This window comes from Azospirillum sp. BE72 (assembly GCF_031455875.1).
Taxonomy (GTDB): Bacteria; Pseudomonadota; Alphaproteobacteria; order Azospirillales; family Azospirillaceae; genus Azospirillum.
On record NZ_JAVDTO010000031.1, the window covers coordinates 1 to 23,919 of the forward strand.

At 68.9% G+C, this 23,919-nt stretch carries 22 protein-coding genes; 16 read left to right on the forward strand and 6 right to left on the reverse strand.

From position 1 onward, the window contains the following. Window positions 1–174: 174 nt before the first annotated feature. The gene (locus tag J2Y49_RS31550; protein WP_310119667.1) at window positions 175–1,149 is read right to left on the reverse strand and encodes a bile acid:sodium symporter; all 975 of its coding nucleotides are present in this window, start codon (window positions 1,147–1,149) and stop codon (window positions 175–177) included. Between the two features lie 90 nt (window positions 1,150–1,239). Then, on the reverse strand, window positions 1,240–1,638 hold the full coding sequence (locus J2Y49_RS31555; RefSeq protein ID WP_310119668.1) for a helix-turn-helix domain-containing protein: 399 nt from the start codon (window positions 1,636–1,638) through the stop codon (window positions 1,240–1,242). 305 nt (window positions 1,639–1,943) lie between these two features. Between J2Y49_RS31555 and J2Y49_RS31560 the strand changes: the two genes are divergently transcribed. Together J2Y49_RS31560 and J2Y49_RS31565 are read left to right on the forward strand one after the other, a co-directional pair. Further along, the gene (locus J2Y49_RS31560) at window positions 1,944–2,378 is read left to right on the forward strand and encodes a hypothetical protein (RefSeq protein ID WP_310119670.1); all 435 of its coding nucleotides are present in this window, start codon (window positions 1,944–1,946) and stop codon (window positions 2,376–2,378) included. 198 nt (window positions 2,379–2,576) lie between these two features. Beyond that, window positions 2,577–3,311 carry a hypothetical protein gene (locus J2Y49_RS31565; protein ID WP_310119672.1) on the forward strand — a complete coding sequence of 245 codons (735 nt, stop codon included), beginning with the start codon at window positions 2,577–2,579 and terminating at the stop codon, window positions 3,309–3,311. Between the two features lie 285 nt (window positions 3,312–3,596). On the opposite strand, the gene J2Y49_RS31570 is transcribed toward J2Y49_RS31565, so the two are convergent. The 4 genes from J2Y49_RS31570 to J2Y49_RS31585 all read right to left on the reverse strand — a co-directional run bounded on the left by J2Y49_RS31570 (window position 3,597) and on the right by J2Y49_RS31585 (window position 5,784). After that, window positions 3,597–4,046, reverse strand: coding sequence for a YetF domain-containing protein (locus J2Y49_RS31570; RefSeq protein ID WP_310119674.1), 450 nt, complete (start codon window positions 4,044–4,046; stop codon window positions 3,597–3,599). A gap of 13 nt (window positions 4,047–4,059) precedes the next feature. After that, on the reverse strand, window positions 4,060–4,581 hold the full coding sequence (locus tag J2Y49_RS31575; protein WP_310119675.1) for a hypothetical protein: 522 nt from the start codon (window positions 4,579–4,581) through the stop codon (window positions 4,060–4,062). 101 nt (window positions 4,582–4,682) lie between these two features. Next, window positions 4,683–5,453 carry a tetratricopeptide repeat protein gene (locus J2Y49_RS31580; protein WP_188092494.1) on the reverse strand — a complete coding sequence of 257 codons (771 nt, stop codon included), beginning with the start codon at window positions 5,451–5,453 and terminating at the stop codon, window positions 4,683–4,685. An 85-nt stretch (window positions 5,454–5,538) separates the two neighbouring features. After that, a complete protein-coding gene (locus J2Y49_RS31585; RefSeq protein ID WP_149226311.1) occupies window positions 5,539–5,784 on the reverse strand; it encodes a hypothetical protein in 246 nt (81 codons plus the stop codon). A 119-nt stretch (window positions 5,785–5,903) separates the two neighbouring features. Here J2Y49_RS31585 and J2Y49_RS31590 point away from each other — a divergent pair, with 119 nt between their 5' ends. The 14 genes from J2Y49_RS31590 (at window position 5,904) to J2Y49_RS31655 (ending at window position 23,881) form a co-directional block, all read left to right on the forward strand. Then, on the forward strand, window positions 5,904–6,233 hold the full coding sequence (locus tag J2Y49_RS31590; RefSeq protein WP_149226330.1) for a helix-turn-helix transcriptional regulator: 330 nt from the start codon (window positions 5,904–5,906) through the stop codon (window positions 6,231–6,233). Beyond that, a complete protein-coding gene (locus J2Y49_RS31595; RefSeq protein WP_247883953.1) occupies window positions 6,226–6,882 on the forward strand; it encodes a cation transporter in 657 nt (218 codons plus the stop codon). Before J2Y49_RS31590 ends, J2Y49_RS31595 begins: the two co-directional genes overlap by 8 nt. 66 nt (window positions 6,883–6,948) lie before the next feature. Continuing rightward, window positions 6,949–9,681, forward strand: a complete 2,733-nt coding sequence (locus J2Y49_RS31600) for a cation-translocating P-type ATPase (protein WP_149226313.1) — start codon at window positions 6,949–6,951, stop codon at window positions 9,679–9,681. 145 nt (window positions 9,682–9,826) lie between these two features. Then, window positions 9,827–10,627 (forward strand): undecaprenyl-diphosphate phosphatase, encoded by an 801-nt coding sequence (locus tag J2Y49_RS31605; protein ID WP_149226315.1) that lies wholly within the window; start codon window positions 9,827–9,829, stop codon window positions 10,625–10,627. Window positions 10,628–10,694: 67 nt separating this feature from the next. Continuing rightward, entirely contained in the window at window positions 10,695–11,225 is a 531-nt protein-coding gene (lspA, locus tag J2Y49_RS31610; RefSeq protein WP_149226317.1) for a signal peptidase II, read from the forward strand. Window positions 11,226–11,264: 39 nt separating this feature from the next. Further along, on the forward strand, window positions 11,265–13,388 hold the full coding sequence (locus J2Y49_RS31615) for a protein-disulfide reductase DsbD (protein ID WP_247883954.1): 2,124 nt from the start codon (window positions 11,265–11,267) through the stop codon (window positions 13,386–13,388). Then, window positions 13,385–15,025 (forward strand): apolipoprotein N-acyltransferase, encoded by a 1,641-nt coding sequence (gene lnt, locus J2Y49_RS31620; protein ID WP_310119684.1) that lies wholly within the window; start codon window positions 13,385–13,387, stop codon window positions 15,023–15,025. Before J2Y49_RS31615 ends, lnt begins: the two co-directional genes overlap by 4 nt. Window positions 15,026–15,089: 64 nt before the next feature. Then, window positions 15,090–16,340 (forward strand): cytochrome P450, encoded by a 1,251-nt coding sequence (locus J2Y49_RS31625; RefSeq protein WP_310119685.1) that lies wholly within the window; start codon window positions 15,090–15,092, stop codon window positions 16,338–16,340. Between the two features lie 146 nt (window positions 16,341–16,486). Then, a complete protein-coding gene (locus tag J2Y49_RS31630; RefSeq protein WP_310119686.1) occupies window positions 16,487–17,182 on the forward strand; it encodes a spondin domain-containing protein in 696 nt (231 codons plus the stop codon). A gap of 253 nt (window positions 17,183–17,435) precedes the next feature. Beyond that, a complete protein-coding gene (locus tag J2Y49_RS31635; RefSeq protein WP_310119687.1) occupies window positions 17,436–17,909 on the forward strand; it encodes a hypothetical protein in 474 nt (157 codons plus the stop codon). 110 nt (window positions 17,910–18,019) lie between these two features. Then, a complete protein-coding gene (locus J2Y49_RS31640; RefSeq protein WP_310119688.1) occupies window positions 18,020–19,522 on the forward strand; it encodes an efflux RND transporter periplasmic adaptor subunit in 1,503 nt (500 codons plus the stop codon). Next, complete coding sequence (locus tag J2Y49_RS31645; protein WP_310119689.1) at window positions 19,519–22,698, forward strand: efflux RND transporter permease subunit; 3,180 nt, start codon at window positions 19,519–19,521, stop codon at window positions 22,696–22,698. The genes J2Y49_RS31640 and J2Y49_RS31645 overlap by 4 nt, the downstream gene beginning before the upstream one ends. An 11-nt stretch (window positions 22,699–22,709) precedes the next feature. Beyond that, on the forward strand, window positions 22,710–23,084 hold the full coding sequence (locus J2Y49_RS31650) for a copper-binding protein (protein ID WP_149228660.1): 375 nt from the start codon (window positions 22,710–22,712) through the stop codon (window positions 23,082–23,084). Window positions 23,085–23,311: 227 nt separating this feature from the next. Continuing rightward, window positions 23,312–23,881, forward strand: coding sequence for a hypothetical protein (locus J2Y49_RS31655; protein ID WP_247884064.1), 570 nt, complete (start codon window positions 23,312–23,314; stop codon window positions 23,879–23,881). Window positions 23,882–23,919 lie beyond the last annotated feature (38 nt).

Sequence of the window (23,919 nt, forward strand, 5' to 3'; positions counted from 1 at the left end):
CGCGCCCGACCGTCTACCGTACCCTTGCCCGATAGTAATGTCGTGTGCGCCACATAGCGCTGGAGAAAGGCCGCCACTTATCGTCGAAGGTCACAGACGAGCTGTGCGCGATGCCTCCGATGGAGTAAGGCAAACGGCCGTTTTCTTGCCCGAGCAGTAACGTGGGCCTTGCCGTCAGCGAGCGAGCGCCGCCGTGGGCACGAGGCGCGGCACCCACCGGACATACACAAGCATAGCCACGAGCTCCACGAGGGTCTGCGTCACCACGGCCGCGGGCACCAGCGCCGCGGTGTCGGGAACGGCGAACGCCAGAGGCAGCACGACCAGGGAGTTCCGGGTGCTGCCGCTGAAGACGACGGCTCTGGCCGCTTCCGCCTCCAGCCCGAGCAGGCGGGCAACGGCCCGTCCGGCGTAGGGCATCACCAACGCGAAGGCGATGAAGACCGGCACCACGAGGGCGACGGCGCGGGCGTGGGCGGCCACGTCGGGCGCGACGGCGGCGACCACCAGGAACAGCACCATCGCCATGAGCGGCACCGGCAGCCAAGCCATGGTGTCGGCGGCGGCCTTCCCGGCGCCGGTCCGCGCCGCCCATGCCTGCGTCGCCCCGGCCAGCACCAGCGGCACCGCGATGAACAAGGCGAACGCCTCGAGGAACGGGCCGAGGCGCATGAGCGCCGTCGCCTCGGCGCCGACGAAGAGGCCGAGATAGACCGGCAGGAGCAGCATCTGGACGAGAAGCAGGACCGGCGTCGCCGCCAGCACCAGCTTCGCGTCGCCGCGTCCGAGATGGGTGAAGACCACGACGTAGTCGATGCACGGCGCCAGCAGCACCAGCAGCGCGCCCAAGCGTACCGCCCATTGGTCGCCCGGCAGGAGCGACACGAGCGCGAAGACGACGCAGGGCACCACGACGAAGTTGACCGCCAGCAGCGCCAGCAGGAAGCGGCCGTTGGCAAGGCTCTGGCGGAGTTCGCCCAGGGGCACCTGGAGAAAGGTCACATAGATCAGGGCGGCAAGCGCCGGGTTGATAGCGGCACCCCAGGTGTTGCTTGGCATCGCGACAGCGACGAGCACCCCGGCGGCGACCGCGGCGAAGTAGATGGCGACTTGGTTGTTCTCCAGTGTCGCCCGACTGTTGGCGGCCATATCACTGGCTCCCTGTCTTGACCTTAGCCAATTCCACGCTACGAAGGGCGCGGCTTTCGTAGGAGCGGCACCAGGTGTCCGGGGTGGGGATCACGGCGACAGAGCCTCGATGATGCGGCAATCCGACACGGACCCGCCACGGCACCGCTGGACCATTTGGGCGAGTTCTTCGCGCAGGCGCTCCAGGTCTGCGAGCTTGCGCTCGACCTCGTGCAGCTGCCCGATCACGAGCTTGTCCACCTCAGCGCATGGGCGGTCCGGCTGGTCGGTGAGGTCCAGTAAAGCCCGCACCGTCTCGAGCGGGAAGCCGAGGTTGCGCGCCTTTCGCACGAAGGTCAGGCGCCGGACGTATTCCTCGCTATAGCTTCGGTAATTTCCCGATGTCCGCGCAGGCTCCGGCAGAATGCCGACCTTCTCGTAGAAGCGAATGGTCTCCGTCTTGGTACTGGTCGCCTTGCCGAGTTCGCCGATCGACAGATTTGCTCGCATCGTGGAATCCCCATTGACCTTATAGCTGCCACGGGGTGCATGGTGCCGAGGTTCATGGGGCTGAGCAAGGCGAACCGACCTGATGCGGGGTGCCGGGTTCGTCGACATCGTCGAGACGCATCGCTGGGCGCCGCTCTTCGGCACGCTCGCCCTTTGGCGGGCGGCCAAGCAGGGAACGCTCCCTGATCCTCCGGTCGTGATGTCAGAGGGCAACACTCGGTGACTTCGTGCGGCTCCGGCTCGGGCTCAGAATGAGCCACGGCGCCAACCCGTGGTACGGTCCGCCATCGAATGGGGAGAGCCATATGCTTCGCCGAACCTTTCTGTCTCTCTGCGGTGCTGCCGCCGCATCCTCGGCCGTCCGCCCGGCCTTCGGGCAGCCGCTGCCCCGACTTGACCTGGAGCAGCTGCGCGCCGAGGGCGACCTGGGCTTCAGAGCCGCCACACGCGCCTTGGCGGGCCAGCGAGTCGTGGCTGCGGGCTACCTGATTCCCCACTCCAAGGCGGGCGCGGGATACCATGTTCTGGCCAGTTCCCCCCTGGTAAGCTGCCCACATTGCTTCCCGGACCTGCCTCTGCCGCCCGACGCGATCGTGATGTACCTGCGCGAGGACGCGGCCTTGCCGACCGGCGCGGTGGTCGAGGTCGAAGGTGTCTTGGATCTCGGCGCCAAGCGTGACACCTGGACCGGCCTGGTCAGCGTCGCTCGCCTGCTCGACGGCTCGCTCTATCTGTCCTGATCCGGACGTTTGCCTTCCACTGCCACCCAGACGTCAGCCAGGGCCTTGAGGAAGCATAAAGCGGTGCCGCCGCACCTTCCGCTGCTCATGATGGTTGTCGCCGTGCTTGCGGCACCGAGCTCGGCCGTCGCCTTGGTGGCTGTCGCGTGCACCCCGCGAGCGGATCGCCCCCTCGAAGGGCGGGACGGACAGGTGCGCTTGGCGCTGCAAAGCACGGCCGACGTGGCAAAGTATGTCGCATCCTGCCTTTCACCCAATGTGTGGCCGGAGATCACGATCACGGGCAAGGTGACGCGGCGGGACGCCGATGTACTGACCGAGGTCGCGGAGTACCTGGCCCGCACCGCGCCGCACCCGCGCTCCGTCGAGTTGGTGCTCGACAGCAGCGGTGGCTCGATCATGCAGGCGATGAGGATCGGACGGGCGTTCGCCCCTCTGGAAACCGTGAAGGTCAATGTTCCGAAGGGGGCGCACTGCACCGGTGCCTGCACCTTCATTTTCGCCGCGGGCCAGTACCGGTTCGCTCAAGGCCAGATCGGTGTTCAGAGGCCCACAGCCCAAGACTTGTCTGGCATGGCCGGGGATGCTCACGAAGCGATGAAGGTCTACCTGACCGGAAACGGCGTCACGCCAAAATTTTTGAATATCATGCAGACGATCCCCTCCGGGATGACGCACCATCTGCACCGCCGGACCTTAAAGGAACTCGGTCTTGGCTTTCAAAATACCGCCAACCGGGAAAGGGAGCATCGCTTCATTGGGGAGTCGTGCGGCCAAGACTACCTGAATGGACATGTCATGTGGGAGAGAGTCGCCAACGAGCAATGCTACGGACAGCGGGGCGCCTTCGTCGGAGCGTGTATCCGCATGCTGGACAGGTCCATGCAACAGCTGTTCGGGTGGACACGCAGGCAAGAATGCCACTATCGCTGAGCGATAACCTTTCACACCGCCGTCATTGGCCTTGAGCCGGACGCTCGACGCGCTGTTGGCATTCCGGTCGACCGCCGTCTTGTGAACACACGGCGCTGAGGGCTCCACAGCAATGGTTTCCTCTTAGTCAGTGGTGTGCACGATCCGCTGGTTTCCAAAGTTGTGGGTCTCCTCACCGTTGTTTGGCGCTCAGGCTTTCCTATATCGATTCTCCCCACCGCCCAGGCCGATGCCCGCATCAGTGGCAACGAACGCCAACTTCGGCTTGACGTGGCCGATGGCAGCTTATGGCCTTTCGAAGGGGATGATCGAAATACCGCCGCTGCGCTCAAGAACGGCGAACTTGATCTGCTCCAGGCGCTCAAGGCCACGGGTGCGTCGGGCCGCTTCGAGAATGTCGTCTTCGTCGACTCGCGCGCTTGCCATACGTTCCCGCAGAGGTCGCCCGTGGGAGACAACGATGAGCGGGAGACCATTCACCGCCTTGTCCAGCCCGCGAAAACGCTTCAGAAGAAAGGTAAGCAGCACATCGAGCAGGATGAGCGTGCTGATGACGAGAAGCGCGTTCGTCATCGAATAGTCGCTGCCGGTCATTGCCTGCTGCGTTGCCTCGCTGATGATCAGGAGCAGCACGAAATCGAACGTGCTGGCCTCGGCGAGTGTGCGCCGTCCGGAGATACGGAACAGCACAAGGAGAACAATGTACATAGTGGCCGCGTGCAGGACGGATTCCATGGGACGCTCATAGTCATGGATAGACAATTTGGTGAAATTCGACCGCAGGGCCGTCAGCCAACCCTAACGATCCGCGAAGCTGGCCAAATTGAATAGGGGTCAGGCTGATTAGGATCAGCCCCTGTTCACTGGCCTGGTTGGGATCGAAACCGAACCGGATCACGTCTTGCGTAACGACGGTGCGCTCCGGTTCAGGCATGATACGGTCGATGCGGGTACGATCGAAATAGGACTTGGAAAGGTGAAGCCAGAGGAGGTCGGGTTGCTGGACAGCCATCACCCGAACCTTGAGCGTGACCGGTGTATCAACCCGGGCAAATTGCTCGAACCAGACAGTTACCCGACCGGCCTCGTCGCGTGACTCCGCCTCGCTGAGCCTTCCACCGCCAAAGACGCCGAGGAGGCCAGCGAGCAGAAACAAGCCTAGCACACTCCAGCCGAGGCGCTCGAAGCACCAAATCCACCGTTGTGCCTTCAGGTCCTCATCGATCTCAAGGTCTGCAATTTCGTCTTGCCCCAGCGGCTCGCAATGCACTGTTCTGCCTCCTTCTCCCAATTTCATAGGTTGCCACTTCGGCTGATTCGAACAGCCAATGGTAGGAATCAGAGGCAAACAACGGTTCACGGACACGTCCGTCAAGGCGGTGGAAGGATGTGCCCGCTCTGCCTGTCCGGAACCGGGCGCCCGGTGCGCCACCGCGCGTTCCGATCGGTCACCGCCTGGCGCTCCCCATCTGTCATCCGCTGCTCGAGCGTGGCCAGGATGTCGAAGATCCTGGCCTTGAGCGCCTTGTCGCCTTTGGCTGCGGCGCGGGTGATCCAGAGATGCGCCTCGAGGGCGTCCCGCGGTACGCCATCGCCGTCCAGATACAGTTCGCCCAGGTTGAAGGCGGCCGCCGGAACGCCGCGCTCGCCCGCCTGCCGGTACAGCCGGGCTGCCTCCGCAACGTCCCGCCCGCCGCCCACGCCCCACCGCAACAGGTTTGCCAAGTCGTTCTGGGCGAACGGATGGCCCTGCTCCGCGGCCTTCCGGTACCAGGAGCGCGCCTGAGCGAGGTCCTGGCGCGCCACGTGCCCTTCCTCGAGCAGCAGCGCCACGCTGTACTGAGCCTTCGCGTACCCCTTCTCGGCCGCCTGAAGGAGAAGGGCGAAGCCCTTCCGCCCGTCGTGGAATCGGCTCGCGCGGTCGAGGTGCATCTGGGCAAGGTTGTTCAGCGCCTCGGTATGGCCGCCCTCGGCGGCTCGCGCGAAGCGGCGGAACGCCTCGGTCTCGTCCGGCCGGGCGCCCTTGCCGACATAGTGGGCCAGCCCGCAACGGAAGTCGTCTTCCGCGGTCGGGGCGAGGCTGGCACAGGCCGCCGCGAGCGTGCCGGGGTCCAGACCCTGGGCAAGCGATACCGTCGTCATGAGCACAGGACCGCCCGCTGCTACGAGCGCCCCCCGCCGATGTCCTCTCCTCACCATGCCGCCTCCCTGTGCCAGCGCCTTGACGCTACCCTTCACGGTCCATTGGTTTTTGCCCGCGCGCCCTACGATCCATGATCGCACGCCAGATCCTGCGGATGGCCACAGCGGCAGCGATGGCTATGGCGACGACCAGGAGCACGTCCATCAAGCCGTTCAGCAGAAGCCACCAGATCCAGCCCTCGTACTCGGCGCCGTGCAGGATGGGGCGCTCCCTGGCCACCGCCTGGCGGCTCGCAAGCACCCCGATCCCCGCTGCGGCGACCGGCGCCAAGAACGCCCGCTTTCGCACGCCACGTGTCCTCCCTGGTCCCTCGCCGGGGGAACCAGTGTAGTTGACAGTCGTCGATAAACCAAATACACAAATGAACGTTGGAGCGTTTGATAGTGGCCATGCGGGACCTGAGACTGGATGAGGAGCGGGCCATCGAGCTCGCCGAGATCTTTCGCATGCTGGGCGACCCGAACCGCCTGCGCATCGCGGTTGCTTGCCTGGGCGAGCCGCTGTGCGTCGGCGACGTCGCTGAGCGCGTGGGCCTGTCCGCCGCGCTGGTCAGCCACCACCTGCGCGTGCTGCGCGCCGCCCGCTTCCTGACCGCCCGCAAGCGCGGCAAGCAGGTCTTCTACGTGGCCACCGACGACCGGGTGCGCTGCATCATCACCGACATGGTCGAGCACGTCGTCGAACCCGCCGCGGATCCAGAGGACGAGTGCAATGGATGAGCCCACGAAGGCGGCCGACATCGACGACGATGACGACCGGGTCCAGGACTACGGAAACGTCACCACCGGTTATCGCCGGGCGCTGTGGACCGTGGTGCTGCTCAACGTGACCTACGGCCTGGTGGAGATCGTCGCCGGTTTCCTGTCCGACTCCCAGGCCCTCCAGGCGGACGCGCTCGACTTCCTCGGTGACGGCACGATCACGCTGCTCGGCCTGCTGGCCATCGGCTGGAGCTTGGCTTGGCGCGCGCGGGCGGCGCTCCTCCAGGGCTGCTTCCTCGGCGGCCTCGGCACGGCCGTGCTGGCCTCCTCCGCCTACCGCGTGTTCGTGCTCTACGAACCCGAGGCTGGGGCGATGGGGCTGTTCGGCGCGGTCGCGCTCGTCATCAACGTCATCTCGGCGGTCGTCCTGCTGCCCCACCGCACCGGCGACGCCAACGTCCGCGCGGTCTGGTTGTTCTCGCGCAACGATGCGATCGGCAACGTTGCGGTCATCATCGCGGCGGGGCTCGTGGTGTGGACCGGCACGCCCTGGCCGGACCTCGCCGTCGCGGTCGTCGTCGCGGGCCTGTTCCTGCAATCGGCGATCTCGATCATCCGGCACGCGCGCTCGGACCTCCGGCAGGCCAAGGCCGCCGCGTCCACCTGACCCACGCCCCCACAGCACACGTCCGGCGGCACCGCCGGATCCCGCATGAACACGGCGGAGACGAGAATGGACAAGCACCAAGAGACGACCACCCGCCTGCCCGGGCCCGAGCCCCTGCGCTTCCAGGTCGAGGGGCTGGACTGCCAAAACGAGGTCCGCGCGCTCAAGGCGGCCGTCGGCCCTCTGGTTGGTGGCGAGGACAAGCTCGCCTTCGACACCAAGGCCGGAACCATGGACGTCGCGCCGCAGGACCGTGCCGCGCCCGCGGACATCGAGCGGGCGGTCGCCGCCACCGGGATGCGCGCCAGCCTATGGCGCGGCGAGACGGTCGAGCTCCGCTTCAAGGTCCGTGGGCTCGACTGCCAGAACGAGGTGCGCGCGCTCAAGGCGGCCGTCGGGCCCGTTGTGGGCGGCGAGGAGCGGCTCGCCTTCGACACGAAGGCCGGGACGATGACCGTGTCCTCCGCAGCCCCGGCCTCCATCGACGACATCCGCCGCGCCGTTGCGACCACGGGCATGCAGGCCGAACTCTGGCCCGACGGCGCTGTTCCGCCACCGGCACCAACCGGTGGCTCCTGCGGCATGTCCTGCGGGGCATCCGCCCTGACCACGCCCGTCCCGGTCCAACTGCCGGGCCAGACGGTGCTGCGCATCCACGGCATGGACTGCGGCGAGGAGGTGGCCGCGCTGAAGCGCGAGGTCGGCCCGGTGGTCGGCGGCGAGGACAAGCTCGCCTTCGACCTCATCAACGGCCGCATGTCGATCTCCGGCGACCCGGATGCCGCGACCCTGGAGCGGGTCAGCACGGCCGTGGCCCGGACCGGCATGCAGGCGGAGCTCTGGCAGGAGGGAGCCAGCACGGAGGCGACCGAGGCGGAGGAGCGCCGACGGCGCCTCCAGACCACGCTCACGACGGCCAGCGGTGTCCTCGCGGCCGTCGGCTTCGGGCTGCACGCCTGGCTTGGCGGCGGCGCCGCGGTCGCCTTCATGGGCGAGGCCGAGGCGCCGTGGGTTGCCATCCTCACCTACGCCGTCTCGATCCTCTGCGCGGTGCGCTACGTCGCTCCGAAGGCGTGGTTGGCGGCACGGCGGCTGCGGCCGGACATGAACCTGCTGATGGTCGTCGCCGTCATCGGCGCCGTCCTGATCGGCGAGTGGTTCGAGGCGGCCACCGTGTCCTTCTTCTTCGCCCTCGCCCTCGCCCTTGAGGCGTGGAGCCTGGGACGGGCGCGCCGCGCCGTCGCCGCGCTGATGGAGCTTGCCCCGCCGACGGCGCGGGTGCGCTTCCCGGACGGCACCGAGCGCGAGGTGCCCGCGGGCGAGGTCGCCGTCGGGGCGCACATCGTCGTCCGCCCCGGCGACAAGCTGCCGCTCGACGGCCGGGTCGCCGCCGGAACGAGCGACGTCAACCAAGCCCCCATCACCGGCGAGAGCGCGCCGGTGGCGGTGGCGCCAGGCTCCGAGGTCTTCGCCGGGACCATCAACGGCGCGGGCGCGCTCGAGATCGAGACCACCAAGGCCGCCCAGGACACCACGCTCGCCCAGATCATCCGCATGGTCGGCTCGGCGCAGAGCCGCCGCGCGCCGACCGAGGCGTGGGTCGAGCGGTTCGCCCGCATCTACACACCCGTGGTCATGGCGTTGGCGATCGCCGTCTTCCTGCTGCCGCCGCTGCTGTTCGGCGGCGAGTGGCAGGCGTGGTTCTACCGCGCCCTGGTGCTGCTGGTGATCGCCTGCCCGTGCGCCCTGGTCATCTCGACGCCGGTCAGCATCGTCGCCGCGCTCACCGGCGCGGCCCGCAACGGTGTGCTGGTCAAGGGCGGCGTTTACCTCGAGGCGCCCGCCCATCTCAAGGCGGTCGCCATGGACAAGACCGGCACGCTGACCGAGGGGCGCCCGCGGGTCGCCGACCTGGTCCCGCTCGGCGGCCGCGGCGAAGCGGACCTCCTGGCGCTCGCGGCGGCGCTGGAGGCGCGCAGCGAGCACCCGCTCGCCCACGCTATCCTGGAGAACGCCAAGGAACGGGGCGTGTCGCCGGTCCCCGCGGAGGATGTCCAGGCGGTGCCCGGCCGGGGCGTCACCGGCCGGGTGGACGGGCGCGCGGTGTGGCTGGGCTCGCGCCGCTACCTGGAGGAGCGCGGCTTCGCCACCCCCGAGGCGCTGCGGCGCGCCGACGAGTTGGCGGCGGCCGGGCGCACCCTGGTCGCCGTCGGCGACGAGGGCGGCGTGTGGGGGCTGGTCGCGGTCGCCGACACCGTCCGGCCCGCCGCCCGCGCCGTGGTCGCGGCGCTGCACGCGGCGGGCATCCAGCGCGTGGTCATGCTGACCGGCGACAACCGGGCCACCGCCGAGGCGATCGCCCGCGAGACGGGTGTGGATGAGGTGCGGGCCGAGCTCCTTCCGGCCGACAAGGTGGCCGCGGTCGAGGATCTCGTCGCGCAGCACGGGGCGGTCGCCATGGTCGGCGACGGCGTCAACGACGCCCCGGCCATGGCCCGGGCCAACCTGGGCATCGCCATGGGCGCGGTCGGCACGGACGCCGCCATCGAGACCGCCGACATTGCCCTGATGTCGGACGACCTCTCGAAGCTGCCGTGGCTGGTCCGGCACTCGCGAGAAACGCTGGGCATCATTCGGCAGAACATCGGCTTCTCGCTCGCCGTGAAGCTGGTGTTCGTCGTCCTGACCTTCGTCGGGATGGCCTCGCTGTGGGGCGCCATCGCCGCCGACGTCGGGGCTTCGTTGCTCGTCGTCCTGAACGGGTTGCGCCTGCTGAAGGCTCAATCCGCGACCGCGTAGCGCGTGCCTCTCGCACGCACCGCCGCGCCCGCTACGTGCAGCGGCGGGGGCGGCGGGCGCGGCAGCGCCATGATGCCGGAGCAATGCCTCCTCTACCGGTGCCCTATAGGCACCCCGTCTGCCACCGGTTTCAAGGAGCCCCCTCATGAGTGACACCTACATGCTGGCGGCGCTGCTGGGCATCGTCGAAGGCTTGACCGAGTTCATCCCTGTCTCCTCCACGGGGCACCTCATCCTGCTTGTCGATCTCCTCGGCTTTCAGGGGCCGCCTGGCAAAGTGTTCGAGATCGTCGTTCAACTCGGAGCGATCCTCGCCGTGTGCTGGGTGTATCGCGCCAAGCTCCTTGGAGTCGCCACCGGGCTGCCGCACGACCCCGCCGCTCGTCACTTTGCCGTCGTCGTCCTTCTGGCGTTCCTTCCGGCGGCGTTGGTCGGCGCCCTGGCGCATGGATTCATCAAGAGCGTGCTGTTTTCCCCCTATGTGGTTTCGGTGAGCCTCATCCTGGGCGGCTTGGCCATCCTTGTGATCGAGCGCGCCATCCCAGTGTCGCGGGTGCACGAGATCGAAGGGCTCCGTCCCAGGACGGCGCTTCTGATCGGTGCCTTCCAGACCCTGGCGATGATCCCGGGTGTCTCCCGCTCAGGGGCGACCATCATGGGGTCGCTGCTGCTGCGCGTCGATCGCAGGACGGCAGCCGAGTTCTCCTTTTTCTTGGCCATCCCGACCATGCTCGGCGCAACCACCCTCGACATCTACAAGAACCCGGGCGTTCTCAACCCGGACGACGCGCTCGTGGTTGTCGTCGGCTTCGCCGCGGCATTTCTCGCAGCGCTTGCCGTCGTGCGCGTGGTCGTGGCGTTCGTCGGCCGTCACGGCTTCACACCGTTCGCTTGGTATCGCATCGCCGCCGGGGCGACCATGCTCGCCATCCTTGCGGCTCGTTGATCGCCTCCCAACGGCCCGTGGGATCGAACCTCCGGCATGCCGTCTCCACGCCCACAGAGGACACCGCATGACATTGCAAAGTGCCGCCCCAAACAACACGCTCACTGGGCGCCGGAGGAGGCTCGGGGCTGCACTCCTCGCCGCCACCTTTGCCGTCGCGCTCGACCAAGGCTCGAAGTGGGCGATCATCGAGCACGTCATGAATCCCCCGCGCCTGATCGAAGTAACGCCGTTCTTCAATCTCACGCTTGGCTTCAACCGGGGTGTCAGCTTCGGGCTGTTCGGCGATGGGGCCGTGGGACCTTGGCTGCTCTCCGGCCTCGCGCTGACCATCGTCGCCCTTCTCCTCGCCTGGGCAATGCGCTCTATAAGCCAGAGCGAGGCGGCCGCCCTGGGCGCCATCATCGGCGGCGCCCTGGGCAACGTCATCGACCGGGTCCGCCAGGGCGCAGTCACGGACTTCCTCGACCTGCACGCCTTTGGTTGGCACTGGCCTGCCTTCAACTTGGCGGACGCGGCCATCTTCTGTGGCGTGGCGATGCTGCTGCTGCTCTCCTGGCTGGGCAAGTCGGTCGAGCCGTTTCAATCCCGGCCCTGAGCGGCCAGGACATCATGGGCATTTCGTAGGACTACGGGTATGAACGGCATCGTTTGCAGGTTCCTGGCTTCGGGCATGCGCACTCCAGGGTTCGGCCCTCTTGCGATGGTCGCGGGCCTGATGGTCTCGGCCGCTACTCCCGCCGGGGCCGCGGAGGGGCCATGGGCATCCCACGATACGGCCAAGGCTCGGCTGGTCGCCGCGATCGAGGCGACGGGGACGCTCGAGACCGTGCCCGCCGGTCTGCATGTCGTGCTTGCTGACGGGTGGAAGACGTACTGGCGCTCGCCCGGCGACGCCGGGGCGCCGCCCAGCGTTGACTGGTCGGCCTCGGAGAACGTCAAGAAGGTCGAGTTCCGCTGGCCCGCGCCTCACCGGTTCACGCTCTTCGGCCTGGAAACCTTTGGCTACGCCGAGGAGGTGGTGTTCCCGCTCGACGTGGCCTTGGAACGGCCCGGCGAGCCGACCGCGCTGCGCGGCAAGGCCGACATCCTGGTGTGCAGCAACATTTGCGTGCCGGTCGTCCTCGACCTCGCCCTCGACCTGCCCGCCGGTGGTGCGGCCGCCGATCCGGAGGCGGGCAACCTGATCGCGCGCTTCCAGGCGGCCATACCCGACGACGGCACCCACTCCGGCCTGCGGGTCGAGGGCGCGATCCTCGAACCGGGTCGGCCGGGAACGCTCGCCGTGAGCATCGTCTCGGACCGCCCGCTTCAAGAGCCGGACGTCCTGCTCGAGAGCCGCGACTGGACCTTCGGCAGGCCGGAACTCTCCTTTGCGCCGGACGGCCGGAGGGTCACCGCCAGGCTGCCCATCGGTGCCGGTCCAGACGCCGTGAGCATGCCCGGCAGCAGCATCACCGCAACCGTGACGGACGGCCCGCGTGCCGCGGAGTTCCGGCTAACGGTCGCCGCCGCCCCGGCGGGAGCGCTGCCGCGGATCGGGCCGCTCGTCACGACCCTCGGAATCGCCCTGCTCGGCGGCCTGGTGCTGAACCTGATGCCCTGCGTCCTGCCGGTGCTGAGCCTGAAACTGATGTCGGTGATCGGACACCGTGATCGGGAGCGGCGCCGCATCCGCCTCGGCTTCCTCGCGACCGCTGCGGGGATTGTGGCCTCCATGCTCGTGATGGCAGGCGCCCTGGTGGGGCTGAAGGCGGCCGGGATGGCCGTGGGCTGGGGCGTGCAGTTCCAGCAGCCCGTATTCCTGGTGCTCATGGCGGCCGTCCTCGTCGTGTTCGCGCTGGGTCTCGCGGGTGGGCCCGAGATCCCGCTACCGTCCCGAGTGGCGTCTGTCCTCGGCCACGCGGGCGGCGACGGCTTGGGCGGCAACGTCGCGGCGGGGGCGTTCGCGACGCTGCTGGCGACACCGTGCTCCGCGCCGTTCGTCGGCACGGCCGTGGCGTTCGCACTGGCCCGGGGCCCGGCCGAGATCCTGGCGATCTTCACCGCGCTCGGCCTGGGGCTCGCCGCGCCGTATCTCCTGGTATCGGCGTTCCCCCGGCTCACGGGCCTCCTGCCGCGCCCGGGACGTTGGATGATGATGTTGCGGCGCCTGCTTGCGCTGGCGCTGCTCGGGACCGCGGCGTGGCTCCTGAGCGTGCTGGCGGCCCAGACCTCCTGGCCGTCCTCCGCTGCGGTCGCCGCCGCGCTGTTCGTTCTCGCCGCCGCGCTTCTGTTCCGCTCCCGCCTCGGACGAGCCGCGGCCGTGTTGACCGCGGTCACCGCTCTCTCCGGCGCGCTCGCCGCCCCGGTGGTGCTCGATGCCGCGACGCGGACCCTTTCGCCGCCTGCGGCATCCTCGGCGGCCAAGTGGACCCGGTTCGACCAAGCCGAGATCGGACGCTTGGTCGCCCAAGGACGGACGGTGTTCGTCGATGTCACCGCGGACTGGTGCATCACCTGCAAGGCCAACAAATCCCTGGTCCTGGATCGGCCAGAAGTCGCGGCCGCCCTCACCGCCGATGGTGTCGTGCCCATGCGGGCCGACTGGACCCGGCCCGACGCGCGGATCTCCGACTACCTCGCCCGGCACGACCGGTACGGCATCCCGTTCAACGCCGTCTACGGGCCAGGCGCGCCGCGTGGTATCGTGCTGCCTGAGATCCTCTCGAACGGGGCCGTCCTCGATGCGCTCGCCCAGGCCAGGGGCGGCGGCTCATGACAGAGCCTGCGGACACCAAACGGACGGTGTTGCGCCCCGAGGCCGCCCAGCATGGGTGCGCCGATACAGATGCCAACGACGCTGCCGGAGCGCCTGCGCTGGAGTTGCTGTGGCGGACGACACTCGCCCTGCCTCTGGGCGGTCTGGCTGTCCTCGCGCTGCCGCCGTTTTCGTTCTTCCCGGTGCTGGTCCTCGCGTTCGGCGGCTTCTTCCTGCTGCTTGAGGGCGTGGCGCCCGCAGCCGCCGCGATCCTGGGATGGGGCTTCGGTTTCGGGTTCTTCGTCACCGGCGCGCAATGGATCGCCGAGAGCCTCTATGTCGATGGTGGACGGTTGGGGTGGTTGGCCGTTCCAGCGGTCGCCGGGCTTAGTGGTTTCCTGGCCCTCTTCATCGCCGCGGCCGCATGGGCCTTCGCCCGCCTCAGGGGCCGCGGGACGTCAGGGGCTCTGCTGTTCGCGTCTCTTTGGACCGCGGCCGAATGGCTGCGAGGCCATCTGCTGACCGGCTTCCCCTGGAACCTGGCCGCCTATGCCTGGACGGACTACGCGGCGCCCCGGCAGGCCGCCGCGGTGGTGGGCAGCTACGGCCTGAGCCTGCTGACGGTCCTCGCCGCCACGCTCCCGGCGGTCGCGATCCTCAACACCTCCGGCCGGGACCGCCGCTGGGCGATCCTGATTGCGGGGATTGTCGTCGCCATGCTCTTGAGCGGCAGCCTCCGGCTGTCTTCCGACGACTCGGGGAAAGCCACCGGACCGATCGTGCGCGTTGTTCAAGGCAACATCGCGCAAGCACTGAAATGGCTCCCCGAGCGGCGGGCGGCGACCGTCGAGCGATACCTGGATCTCTCGTCCAGGCCCGGCCGCTACGATGTCCTTCTGTGGCCCGAGACCGCCTTTCCAGGCTTTCTCGAGGAGAACGGGGCCGTGCTGGACCGGATCGGCACGCTGCTGCCGCGGGGCGCCCATCTTCTGGCCGGAACGCCTCGGCGCACCGCGGAGCCCGAAGGCCCCGCATACTGGAACAGCATCGCCGCCGTGGACGACCACGGCCGGATAACGGCCACCTACGCCAAGCATCACCTCGTGCCCTTCGGCGAGTACGTGCCCTGGCGGGGCGTGTTGCCGATCGAACGGCTGGTGGCCGGGCTTGGGGACTTCTCCGCCGGGCCGGGGCCACGTACGATCCCGCTTGGCGGTAGGGCGGTGGGGCTGTCGATCTGCTACGAGGCGATCTTCCCCGGCGCGGTGGTCGATCGGGAGGAGCGCCCGACCTGGATCTTCAATGCCACCAACGACGCCTGGTTCGGGACCTCGATCGGGCCATACCAGCACCTCGCCTCGGCCCGCATGCGCGCCGTCGAGGAGGGCCTTCCCATGGTGCGTGCGGCCAACACGGGCATTTCAGCCGTTGTCGACGGCTTTGGCGCGGTGCGGGCCAGCCTTCCGCTCGGGGAGACCGGCGTCATGGATGCCCCGCTTCCGCTATCCCTGCCGCCGACGATCTACGGTCGCTTCGGCGATCTCGTCCTTGTTCCCCTGTTCCTGGCCGCGCTGGGGGGCGCGTGGGCCGTTCAGCGCCCGGCCAAGCCATCGCGGCGTGGGGCGTCAGCCTCGCAAAGCATGGAGAAGCCTGGATGAGGCTCAGAATGCCCGTGCACACGCCAGCCCCATACGTCTCCTGACGGTCGTTAAGGTGAATGCCATGTCACAGATCCCGCGAGACCGAAATCTGGACAGCACGTTGGCCCTGCTGTCGGACGGTTACCGGTTCATCTCGAAACGCTGCGACCAGCACCAGTCCGACATCTTCGAAACCCGGCTCATGCTCACCAAGGCGGTTTGCATGAGGGGGGCAGAGGCCGCTCGGCTTTTCTATGACGGCGATCGCCTCACCCGAAAGGGCTCCATGCCTATGCCGGTCCTGAAGTTGCTACAGGACAAAGGCAGCGTTCAGCAGATGGACGGGCAGGCCCATCGGCACCGCAAGCGGATGTTCATGGACCTGATGACTCCGGTGAGCATCCAGCAGATCGGCGATCTGTTTGCCGACCTGTGGCGCACCCGCATCGAAAGGTGGAGGGACAGGGACGAGGTGGTGCTCCACGAGGAGGTGCAGGAAATTCTGTGCGTCGCCGTATGCCGGTGGGCTGGCGTTCCGCTCAGCGAAGCGGAGGCGAGGCAAAGGACGCGCGAGTTTGCCGCGATGGTTGATGGCGCCGGAGCGGTCGGTCCGCGGAACTGGCGGGGCCTGCTGCTCCGGGCCCGGACGGAGCGATGGGGCCGGGACGTGATCGAGAAGGTGCGGGCTGGCGAGATCAGGGTCGCCGAGGAAAGCGCCGCGCACGCCATTGCCTGGCACCGCGATCCGGATGGCCGACTGCTGGACGCCAAGGTGGCGGCCGTCGAGATGATCAATCTGGTGCGGCCGACCGTGGCGGTTGCCTGGTACGTGACCTTCGCCGCCCTGGCGCTGCACCAGCACCCGACGTGCCGAGCAAGGCTTCGGGCGGGCGACGGAGACTACCTTGAGTGCTTCGTGCAGGAAGTCCGTCGGTTCTACCCGTTCTTCCCCCTTGTCGGGGGCCGCGTGAAGGACGGCTTCGACTGGAAGGGGTATCACTTCGCCCGAGGGACCTGGGTCCTTCTGGACCTGTATGGCACGAACCACGATGCCCGCATATGGGATGAGCCTGAGGTGTTCCAGCCGGAACGGTTCCGCAGCTGGGATCGGAGCGCCTTCAACCTCATCCCCCAGGGGGGAGGCGACTATCACCAGAGTCACCGCTGCCCGGGGGAGTGGATCACGATCGAGCTCATGAAGCGGGCGGTGAGCCTGCTGACCACGGCCATGGATAACGACGTGCCGGAGCAGGACCTGCGGGTCGACCTGTCGAGAATGCCCGCAATACCGAAGAGCCGCTTCGTGATCACGAACGTGAGGGCAACCGGCTAAGTCGTCATGCAAGGCTCCCGACGAAGCCCGCGACGAACAGGGCTGACCGAGCAGATGCGCATCGAGTCCATAGACACCAGGCATTTCACTTCCAGGCCCCGGAACCGGACCATCAGGGCCATCGCCATTGTTCATGGAGAACCAAGATGCCGAAGTTCCGTGCGACGCTCATCACGGCAGCCTCGTTGGCCGCCTTGTCCCTCCCGCTCCTCGCGGCGCCCGCCTTCGCAGGCGGTCCCGGCAAGCCGGTCACCTTCACCGTCACCGTCGAGAACGTCTCCGGTGACGACACCCTGAAGCTGCCGGACGGCAAGGCCACCCGCGCGCCCATCGCCCCCGGCGTGTACGCCGTCTTCCAGGGCACGTCGCCGATCTTTACGGTCGGCAAGGGCGCAAGCCCGGCGCTGGAGCGGCTGGCCGAAGACGGCGACACCAAGGCCCTGGAAAGGGCGCTCGAGGGGCGCCTGAACAGCGGCCCCCTCATCCCCGGCTTCGGGGTCCAGGTGACCGCGGGACCGGGCGACAGGCTGTCGTTCGCCACCATGTTCGTGCAGTCGAACGACAGCTTCTACGGCCCGAAGGACGGCGGCATCGACCTGTTCGACCGCGACGGCATGCCGATCTCGGGCGACCTCACGGAGCGCGTCGTGCTGTACGACGCCGGAACCGAGTTGAACGAGCCGCCGGGGGCCGGTCCCAATCAGGCACCACGCCAGAAGCACCCCGACACCGGGCCCAGCGAGAGCCGGGACGTCCGGCCGGTCGACAACGGGTTCGAGTATCCCGCGGTCCCGGCCGTCATCAAGGTGACGGTCACCGCCGGGACATCGGGTTCCATCTGAGCCGGGCGGCCCTGCCGTCCCTCCGCGGGGCCATCGGGAACCGGCGGACGCCGGAGCCCGACGTCCGGCCTCCCGAACCCGGCGCGCGGAAGGACGGCGTTCCGGGGGCTAGCCCAGACAAACATGCAACGTGCGGACGCGGCCCTTGACGGCGGCCGGGCGCCGTGCGTTCTTGGAAGCGGTTGCATTCTCGATGCGCGGCGCCACATAGCTCGGGCATGCGCGCCGGGGGCAGGCGTAAGGGTGGGAGTCCATGCGGCGTTTCGGTGCAGGCACAGCGGGCAGAAAAGGACGGTCGGCCGGTCGGTCGGTCGCGTCGCTGCTCGTCGTCTGGGTCACCATGGTCGCCCTTGTGATCTACCAGATGCCCGCCTTCGCCGGAGCCGCGCAGGCCATGCCGATGCCGATGGCGGCATCGGCCGCGATGGCGGAGGTCGGCGCTCCCTGCGACGGGATGGGCCAGACGACCGACCAAGGCATGGCGGGTATCGCCGCCGCACCGGACCGTGGGATGCCGTGCTGCGACACATCCTCCCCGGACACCGGCATGAGCGTCGATCACTCGTGCCCGCTGATGGGCGGCTGCTTCTCCATGTGCGCGTCCATCGCCCCCCTGGTTTCCGGCGTCCTGGTGACCGAACGGGTGGCGGAACACGTTCTGCCTTTCGATGATGTGGGAACGCCCCACTCGATTTCCCCTCTGCGGCGACCACCCAAGCACCTCTGACGCCATCTCCCGAACCGGGCATCCGGCAGGCGCGCGCTCCAGGCGCGTGACTGGACACCCGCGCCGTGCGCGGAGGATGCCCAGCGCACACGTCGTCACAGGTAACCATCATGAAACCAGGCACAGCCTTGGCCGTCCTGCTCGCCGTCCCGGCGGGCGTCGGCGGCGGCGTCCTGCTCGAGCGTCAGGTGCTGTCCGCGGGCGCCCCTCAGCAGCAGGCCGGTACGGGCCCCCGCATCCTGTACTGGTGGGATCCGATGATCCCGGACTTCAAGAGCGACAAGCCCGGCAAGTCGCCAATGGGCATGGACATGGTCCCCGTCTACGAGGGCCAGGAGCCCGGCCGGGCCGAGGACAAGGGCACCGTCACGGTCTCCTCCGCGGCCATGAACAACCTCGGGGTCCGCACCGCCGCGGTCGAGCGGGCGACGCTGACCCCGGCCGTCGAGACCTTCGGCTCGATCACCTTCGACGAGAGCCGGACCGCCCACCTGCACGTCCGCGGCAAGGGGTGGATCGAGCGCCTCCACACCCGGGTGCTGGGGGAGCACGTCGAACGCGGCCAGCTGCTGATGGAGGTCTTCTCGCCGGACCTCATCACGGCCGCCTACGAGTACGTGCGCGAGGCCGAGCGCGGGCCGTCGGGCAACACTGAGGGCGCCCGGCGCAAGCTGACCGCGCTGGGCGTCTCCGACCGCCAGATCGAGGAGGTCCGCCGAACCAAGGTTGTGCCAGAGCGCATCAAGGTCTACGCGCCGCAGACGGGCGTGGTCGAGGCGCTCGGGGTGGCCGAGGGCATGTACGTCGAATCCGATATCACGCTCATGTCCATCATCGACCACGCCTCGGTCTGGGTGATGGCGGAGGTCCTGGAGAGCCAGGTCGGCCTGGTGTCCCGCGGCATGCAGGCCGAGGTGCGGGTGGCGAGCCAGCCCGGCCGCACCTGGAGCGGCACGGTCGACTACGTCTACCCGGAACTGAGGCCCGACACCCGCACGGCGCGGCTGCGCATCCGTCTCGACAACGCCGACCGTGCCCTCCAGCCCAACATGTTCGCCTCCGTGCGGCTGGCGGCCCGCGCCCGCGAGGGGGTCATCGCCATCCCGAACGGCGCCCTCATCCGCACCGGGCAGGCCGACCGCGCCGTGCTGGCGCTGGGCGACGGCCGCTTCAAGCCGGTGCCGGTCAAGGCGGGCCTGGCGGTCGGCGACATGGTCGAGATCACCGAGGGCCTGAAGGAGGGCGACCGCGTCGTCACCTCCGCCCAGTTCCTGATCGACAGCGAGAGCAGCCTGACGGCCGGGTTCGCGAGCATGCAGGACGCCGGGATGCCGATGGCCAAGGAGACGGCCGCGCCCCCCATGAGTCCAGCCATGGGAGAGGGCGAGGTCACGGCCATCGCCGCCGACGGCCGCAAGGTCACCATCAGCCACGGCCCGATCCCCGACCTCTCCTGGCCCGCCATGGCCATGGAGTTCGGCGTCGCCCCGGGCGTCTCCGTCCAGGGGCTCGCCCCCGGCGCCCGCGTCCGCTTCGGCGTCGTCAAGGCGCCGGACGACACCTACACGGCGGCCACCATCGAGCGCCTCGGCGGCGCCGGGGGGACGCCGTGATCGAGCGCCTGATCCATTGGTCGGTCGGCAACCGCGGCATCGTCCTGCTGCTGGCCGCCATGCTCGCCGGGTGGGGCCTCTGGGCGGTGCGCAACACCCCCGTGGACGCCATCCCCGACCTCTCCGACGTGCAGGTCATCGTCAAGACCACCTACCCGGGCCAGGCGCCCCAGGTGGTCGAGGACCAGATCACCTACCCGCTCTCGACCGCCTTCCTGGCGGTCCCCGGCGCAATGACGGTCCGCGGCATCTCGATGTTCGGGGACAGCTACGTCTACGTGCTCTTCAAGGAGGGCACGGACCTCTATTGGGCGCGCTCGCGCGTGCTGGAGTACCTGAGCCAGGTCGCCCCGCGCCTGCCGCCCGGCGCCCGCCCGGCGCTGGGCCCCGACGCCACCGGCGTGGGCTGGATCTTCCAGTACACCCTCGTGGACCGCACGGGGCGGCACGACATCAGCCAGCTTCGGGCCCTCCAGGACTGGTTCCTGAAGTTCGAGCTCCAGGCCACCCCCGGCGTCGCCGAGGTGGCGCCGATCGGCGGCATGGTCCGCCAGTACCAGGTCGTCGTGGACCCTGTCGCGCTGCGGGCCTACGGGCTGCCGCTGGCGCAGGTCCGCGAGGCCATCGAGCGCGCCAACCAGGAGTCCGGCGGCTCGGTGCTGGAGATGGCCGAGGCCGAGTACATGGTGCGCGCCAGCGGCTACATCAAAGGCGTGGACGATCTCCGCAGCGTGCCGGTCAAGGCCAACCCCGGCGGTGTCCCGGTGCTCCTCCAGGACATCGCCCGGATCCAGCTGGGCCCCGAGCTCCGCCGCGGCGTCAGCGAGCTCGATGGCCAGGGCGAGGCGGTCGGCGGTGTGGTCATCATGCGCTGGGGCGAGAACGCGCTGACCACCATCGAGGCCATCAAGACGAAGATCGAGCGCCTGCGCCACAGCCTGCCCGAGGGCGTCGAGATCGTCACGACCTACGACCGCTCCGGCCTGATCGGGCGCGCCATCGACAACCTGAAGGACAAGCTGACCGAGGAGTCCATCGTCGTCGTCCTGGTCTGCGCGGCGTTCCTGCTGCACCTGCGCTCGTCGCTGGTCATCATCCTGACGCTGCCGCTCGGCATCCTGGCGGCGTTCATCGTCATGCACGCCCAGGGCATCAACGCCAACATCATGAGCCTGGGCGGCATCGCCATCGCCATCGGCGCCATGGTCGACGCCGCCATCGTGATGATCGAGAGCCTGCACCGGCGCATCGAGCACGAGCCGCTCACGGGCGAGAACCGCTGGCGGCTGGTCGCCGAAACGGCGGCCGAGGTCGGCCCGGCGCTGTTCTTTTCGCTCGTCATCATCACGCTGAGCTTCCTGCCGGTGTTCGCGCTCGATGCCCAGGAGGGGCGGATGTTCAAGCCGCTGGCCTTCACCAAGACCTACGCCATGGCGGCCGCCGCGGTGCTGTCGGTGACGCTCGTGCCGGTGCTGATGGGCTACTTCGTGCGCGGGCGCATCGTGCCGGAACACCGGAACCCCATCAACAACCTGTTCATCTGGCTGTACCGGCCGCTGCTGCGCGGGGCCCTGGCGGCGCCCTGGGTCACCATCCTGGCCGCGGTCGCCCTCATGGCGAGCATGGCGTGGCCGCTCCAGCACATCGGCTCGGAGTTCATGCCGGACCTCGACGAGGGCGACCTGCTCTACATGCCCAGCCTGATGCCCGACGTGTCCATCGGCAAGGCGCGCGAGGTGCTCCAGCAGACCGACCGGCTGATCAAGACGGTGCCCGAGGTGGAGGCCGTCCATGGCAAGATCGGACGGGCCGAGACGGCCACCGACCCGGCGCCGATCTCGATGTTCGAGACCACCATCAAGCTGAAGCCGCGCGACCAGTGGCGGCCGGGGATGGACATGGCGGGCATCCGGGCGGAGCTCGACCGGGCGGTGAAGGTGCCCGGCGTGACCAACGTCTGGATCATGCCGATCAAGAACCGCATCGACATGCTGGCCACCGGCGTGAAGACCCCGGTCGGCATCAAGGTGTCCGGCCCCGACCTCGCCGAGATCGGCCGCCTTGCCGCGCAGGTCGAGGCGGCGGTCCGGACCGTCCCCGGCACCGCCTCGGCCTACGCCGAGCGGCCCGTCGGCGGGCGCTACGTCGACGTGGACGTCGACCGCCGGGCGGCCGCCCGCTACGGCCTGAACATCGCCGACGTCCAGCAGGTCGTGCGTACGGCGATCGGCGGCGAGGAGGTGACGCAGAGCATCGAGGGCCTCCAGCGGTTCCCGGTGAACATCCGTTATCCCAGGGAGTGGCGCGACAACCCCGACGCCCTGGCCACGCTGCCCATCGTCACCCCGAGCGGCGCCCACATCGCGCTCGGCGACGTGGCCAAGGTCCGCATCAAGGACGGCCCCGGCATGATCCGCACGGAGAACGCCCGGCTGGGCGGCTGGGTGTTCGTCGACATCGCCGGGCGCGACTTGGGTGGCTACGTGGCCGAGGCCAAGGAGGCTGTGGCCCGCACCGTCCGGCTGCCGCCCGGCTACTCGATGGCTTGGTCCGGGCAGTTCGAGTACCTGGAGCGCGTCCAGGGCCGCCTCACCGCCATCGCGCCGCTGACGGTGGCGCTCATCGCGCTGATGCTCTGGCTGACCTTCCGACGCCTCGGCGAGGTGCTGATCGTGATGGCCTCGCTGCCGGTGGCGCTGGCGGGGGGCATCTGGCTGCTCTGGTACTTGGGCTTCAACCTGTCGGTCGCGGTGGGCGTCGGCTTCATCGCGCTGGCGGGCGTGGCCGTGGAGACGGCCATCGTCATGCTCGTGTACCTGAACCTCGCGCTGAGGCGGCGCCGGACCGAGGCCGCGGCCGCGGGGCGGCCGATGACGGCCCGCGACATCGAGGACGCCGTCGTCGAGGGCGCCCTGCTGCGGCTGCGGCCCAAGGTGATGACGGTGGCGACCATCTTCGCGGGCCTGTTCCCGATCATGGTCGGCGAGGGCACCGGCTCCGAGGTCATGCGACGCATCGCCACCCCGATGGTCGGCGGCATGGCGAGCACGACGGCCCTGACGCTCATCGTCATCCCGGCCGTCTACCTGGTTTGGCAACGGTTCCTCCTGCGGAACCAGGCCGTTGCCACGGCGGACGACGTCCGCGCGTTGGGTTCCGCACATCCCGCAGAGTGAAGGAAAGCATCATGAAGACATTCCACCCCGTCATCGCCGCGGCCGTCGCGATGCTCCTGGCCGGACCGGCCCTGGCGCAGATGGACATGTCCGGCCAGGGCAAGCCGCAGGGCGGCGGCATGGACCACGGCTCCATGTCCATGGCCAAGCCCGCCGACAAGGGCGCTATGGGCTCGGGCACCGTCAAGAAGGTCGACGCGGCCAAGCGCACGGTGAACCTGAGCCACGGCCCCATCCCGGCCATCAACTGGCCCGCCATGACCATGGACTTCCCGGTCGCGCCCGAGGTCGACCTCAGCGGCGTGAAGGCGGGCCAATCCGTCGAGTTCACCTTGGCCGGGGCCGGGGGCAACTACACGGTCACGAGCCTCAGGCCCAGCAAGTGAAGCTCGGCTGGCCCAGGCGGCCGCTCCCGGCCCTCCGGTCCTTCGGGAGACCAGGGCAGCCGCCTGGGCTAGGGTAGGGATGAATGGGGGGTGGTCAGCGGTTGGGCTCCGGCCGCCGACGCGGCGTCCGCTCCGGCAACCGTCGCGGCCCCCTCGGCAGGCGAACCCAATCGTCACCTGGACCGGCCGTCGGCCTCTGGCGCGGCTTGGTCGTGACGGAGGACACCGTGAAGGCATTCGTTCCCGTGCGCCGCCTCCCAGCCCGCTCGGCCCTGGACGCCGAGCCGCGGATGGGGATCACGGAGGCAGTCGACCAAGGCGCCTCCGACCACGCCTCACATGCCGGATGGCTGGCGGCCCTCCGGCGCTACCTGGCCATCGTCGCCATCGGGAACCTGGCGTGGGAGCTCCTCCATATGCCGCTCTACACGCTCTGGGAGACCGGGACGGCGGGCGAGATCGTGTTCGCCGCCGTCCATTGCACCGGCGGCGACGTCCTGATCGCACTGGCCTCCCTGGTGGCGGCCCTGCTCCTGGCGGGGAGCCGTCGCTGGCCCCGGCGGCGGTTCTCGGTCGTGGCCGCCCTGACCGTCGCGTTCGGGCTCGGCTACACCGCCTTCAGCGAGTGGCTGAACATCGGGGTCCGGGGGACCTGGGCCTATTCCGACCTGATGCCGGCGCTGCCCTGGCTGGAAACCGGCTTGTCGCCGGTGGCGCAGTGGATGGTCATCCCGGCCCTGGCGTTCCGGTCGATCCGGCCGCCCCGGGCGTCGGAACCCTTGGACGAAAATCTTTGACCTTCCAACCACTGGAGGGTGGAGCCTGGAACCAATCG

Coding starts and splice junctions, on each gene's coding strand:
- J2Y49_RS31560 (WP_310119670.1), top strand. CDS start 1,944: ATGCTTCGCCGAACCTTTCTGTCTCTCTGCGGTGCTGCCGCCGCATCC.
- J2Y49_RS31550 (WP_310119667.1), bottom strand. CDS start 1,149: ATGGCCGCCAACAGTCGGGCGACACTGGAGAACAACCAAGTCGCCATC.
- lspA (WP_149226317.1), top strand. CDS start 10,695: ATGACATTGCAAAGTGCCGCCCCAAACAACACGCTCACTGGGCGCCGG.
- J2Y49_RS31580 (WP_188092494.1), bottom strand. CDS start 5,453: ATGACGACGGTATCGCTTGCCCAGGGTCTGGACCCCGGCACGCTCGCG.
- lnt (WP_310119684.1), top strand. CDS start 13,385: ATGACAGAGCCTGCGGACACCAAACGGACGGTGTTGCGCCCCGAGGCC.
- J2Y49_RS31625 (WP_310119685.1), top strand. CDS start 15,090: ATGTCACAGATCCCGCGAGACCGAAATCTGGACAGCACGTTGGCCCTG.
- J2Y49_RS31590 (WP_149226330.1), top strand. CDS start 5,904: ATGCGGGACCTGAGACTGGATGAGGAGCGGGCCATCGAGCTCGCCGAG.
- J2Y49_RS31600 (WP_149226313.1), top strand. CDS start 6,949: ATGGACAAGCACCAAGAGACGACCACCCGCCTGCCCGGGCCCGAGCCC.
- J2Y49_RS31570 (WP_310119674.1), bottom strand. CDS start 4,046: ATGGAATCCGTCCTGCACGCGGCCACTATGTACATTGTTCTCCTTGTG.
- J2Y49_RS31595 (WP_247883953.1), top strand. CDS start 6,226: ATGGATGAGCCCACGAAGGCGGCCGACATCGACGACGATGACGACCGG.
- J2Y49_RS31605 (WP_149226315.1), top strand. CDS start 9,827: ATGAGTGACACCTACATGCTGGCGGCGCTGCTGGGCATCGTCGAAGGC.
- J2Y49_RS31640 (WP_310119688.1), top strand. CDS start 18,020: ATGAAACCAGGCACAGCCTTGGCCGTCCTGCTCGCCGTCCCGGCGGGC.
- J2Y49_RS31650 (WP_149228660.1), top strand. CDS start 22,710: ATGAAGACATTCCACCCCGTCATCGCCGCGGCCGTCGCGATGCTCCTG.
- J2Y49_RS31555 (WP_310119668.1), bottom strand. CDS start 1,638: ATGCGAGCAAATCTGTCGATCGGCGAACTCGGCAAGGCGACCAGTACC.
- J2Y49_RS31635 (WP_310119687.1), top strand. CDS start 17,436: ATGCGGCGTTTCGGTGCAGGCACAGCGGGCAGAAAAGGACGGTCGGCC.
- J2Y49_RS31615 (WP_247883954.1), top strand. CDS start 11,265: ATGAACGGCATCGTTTGCAGGTTCCTGGCTTCGGGCATGCGCACTCCA.
- J2Y49_RS31630 (WP_310119686.1), top strand. CDS start 16,487: ATGCCGAAGTTCCGTGCGACGCTCATCACGGCAGCCTCGTTGGCCGCC.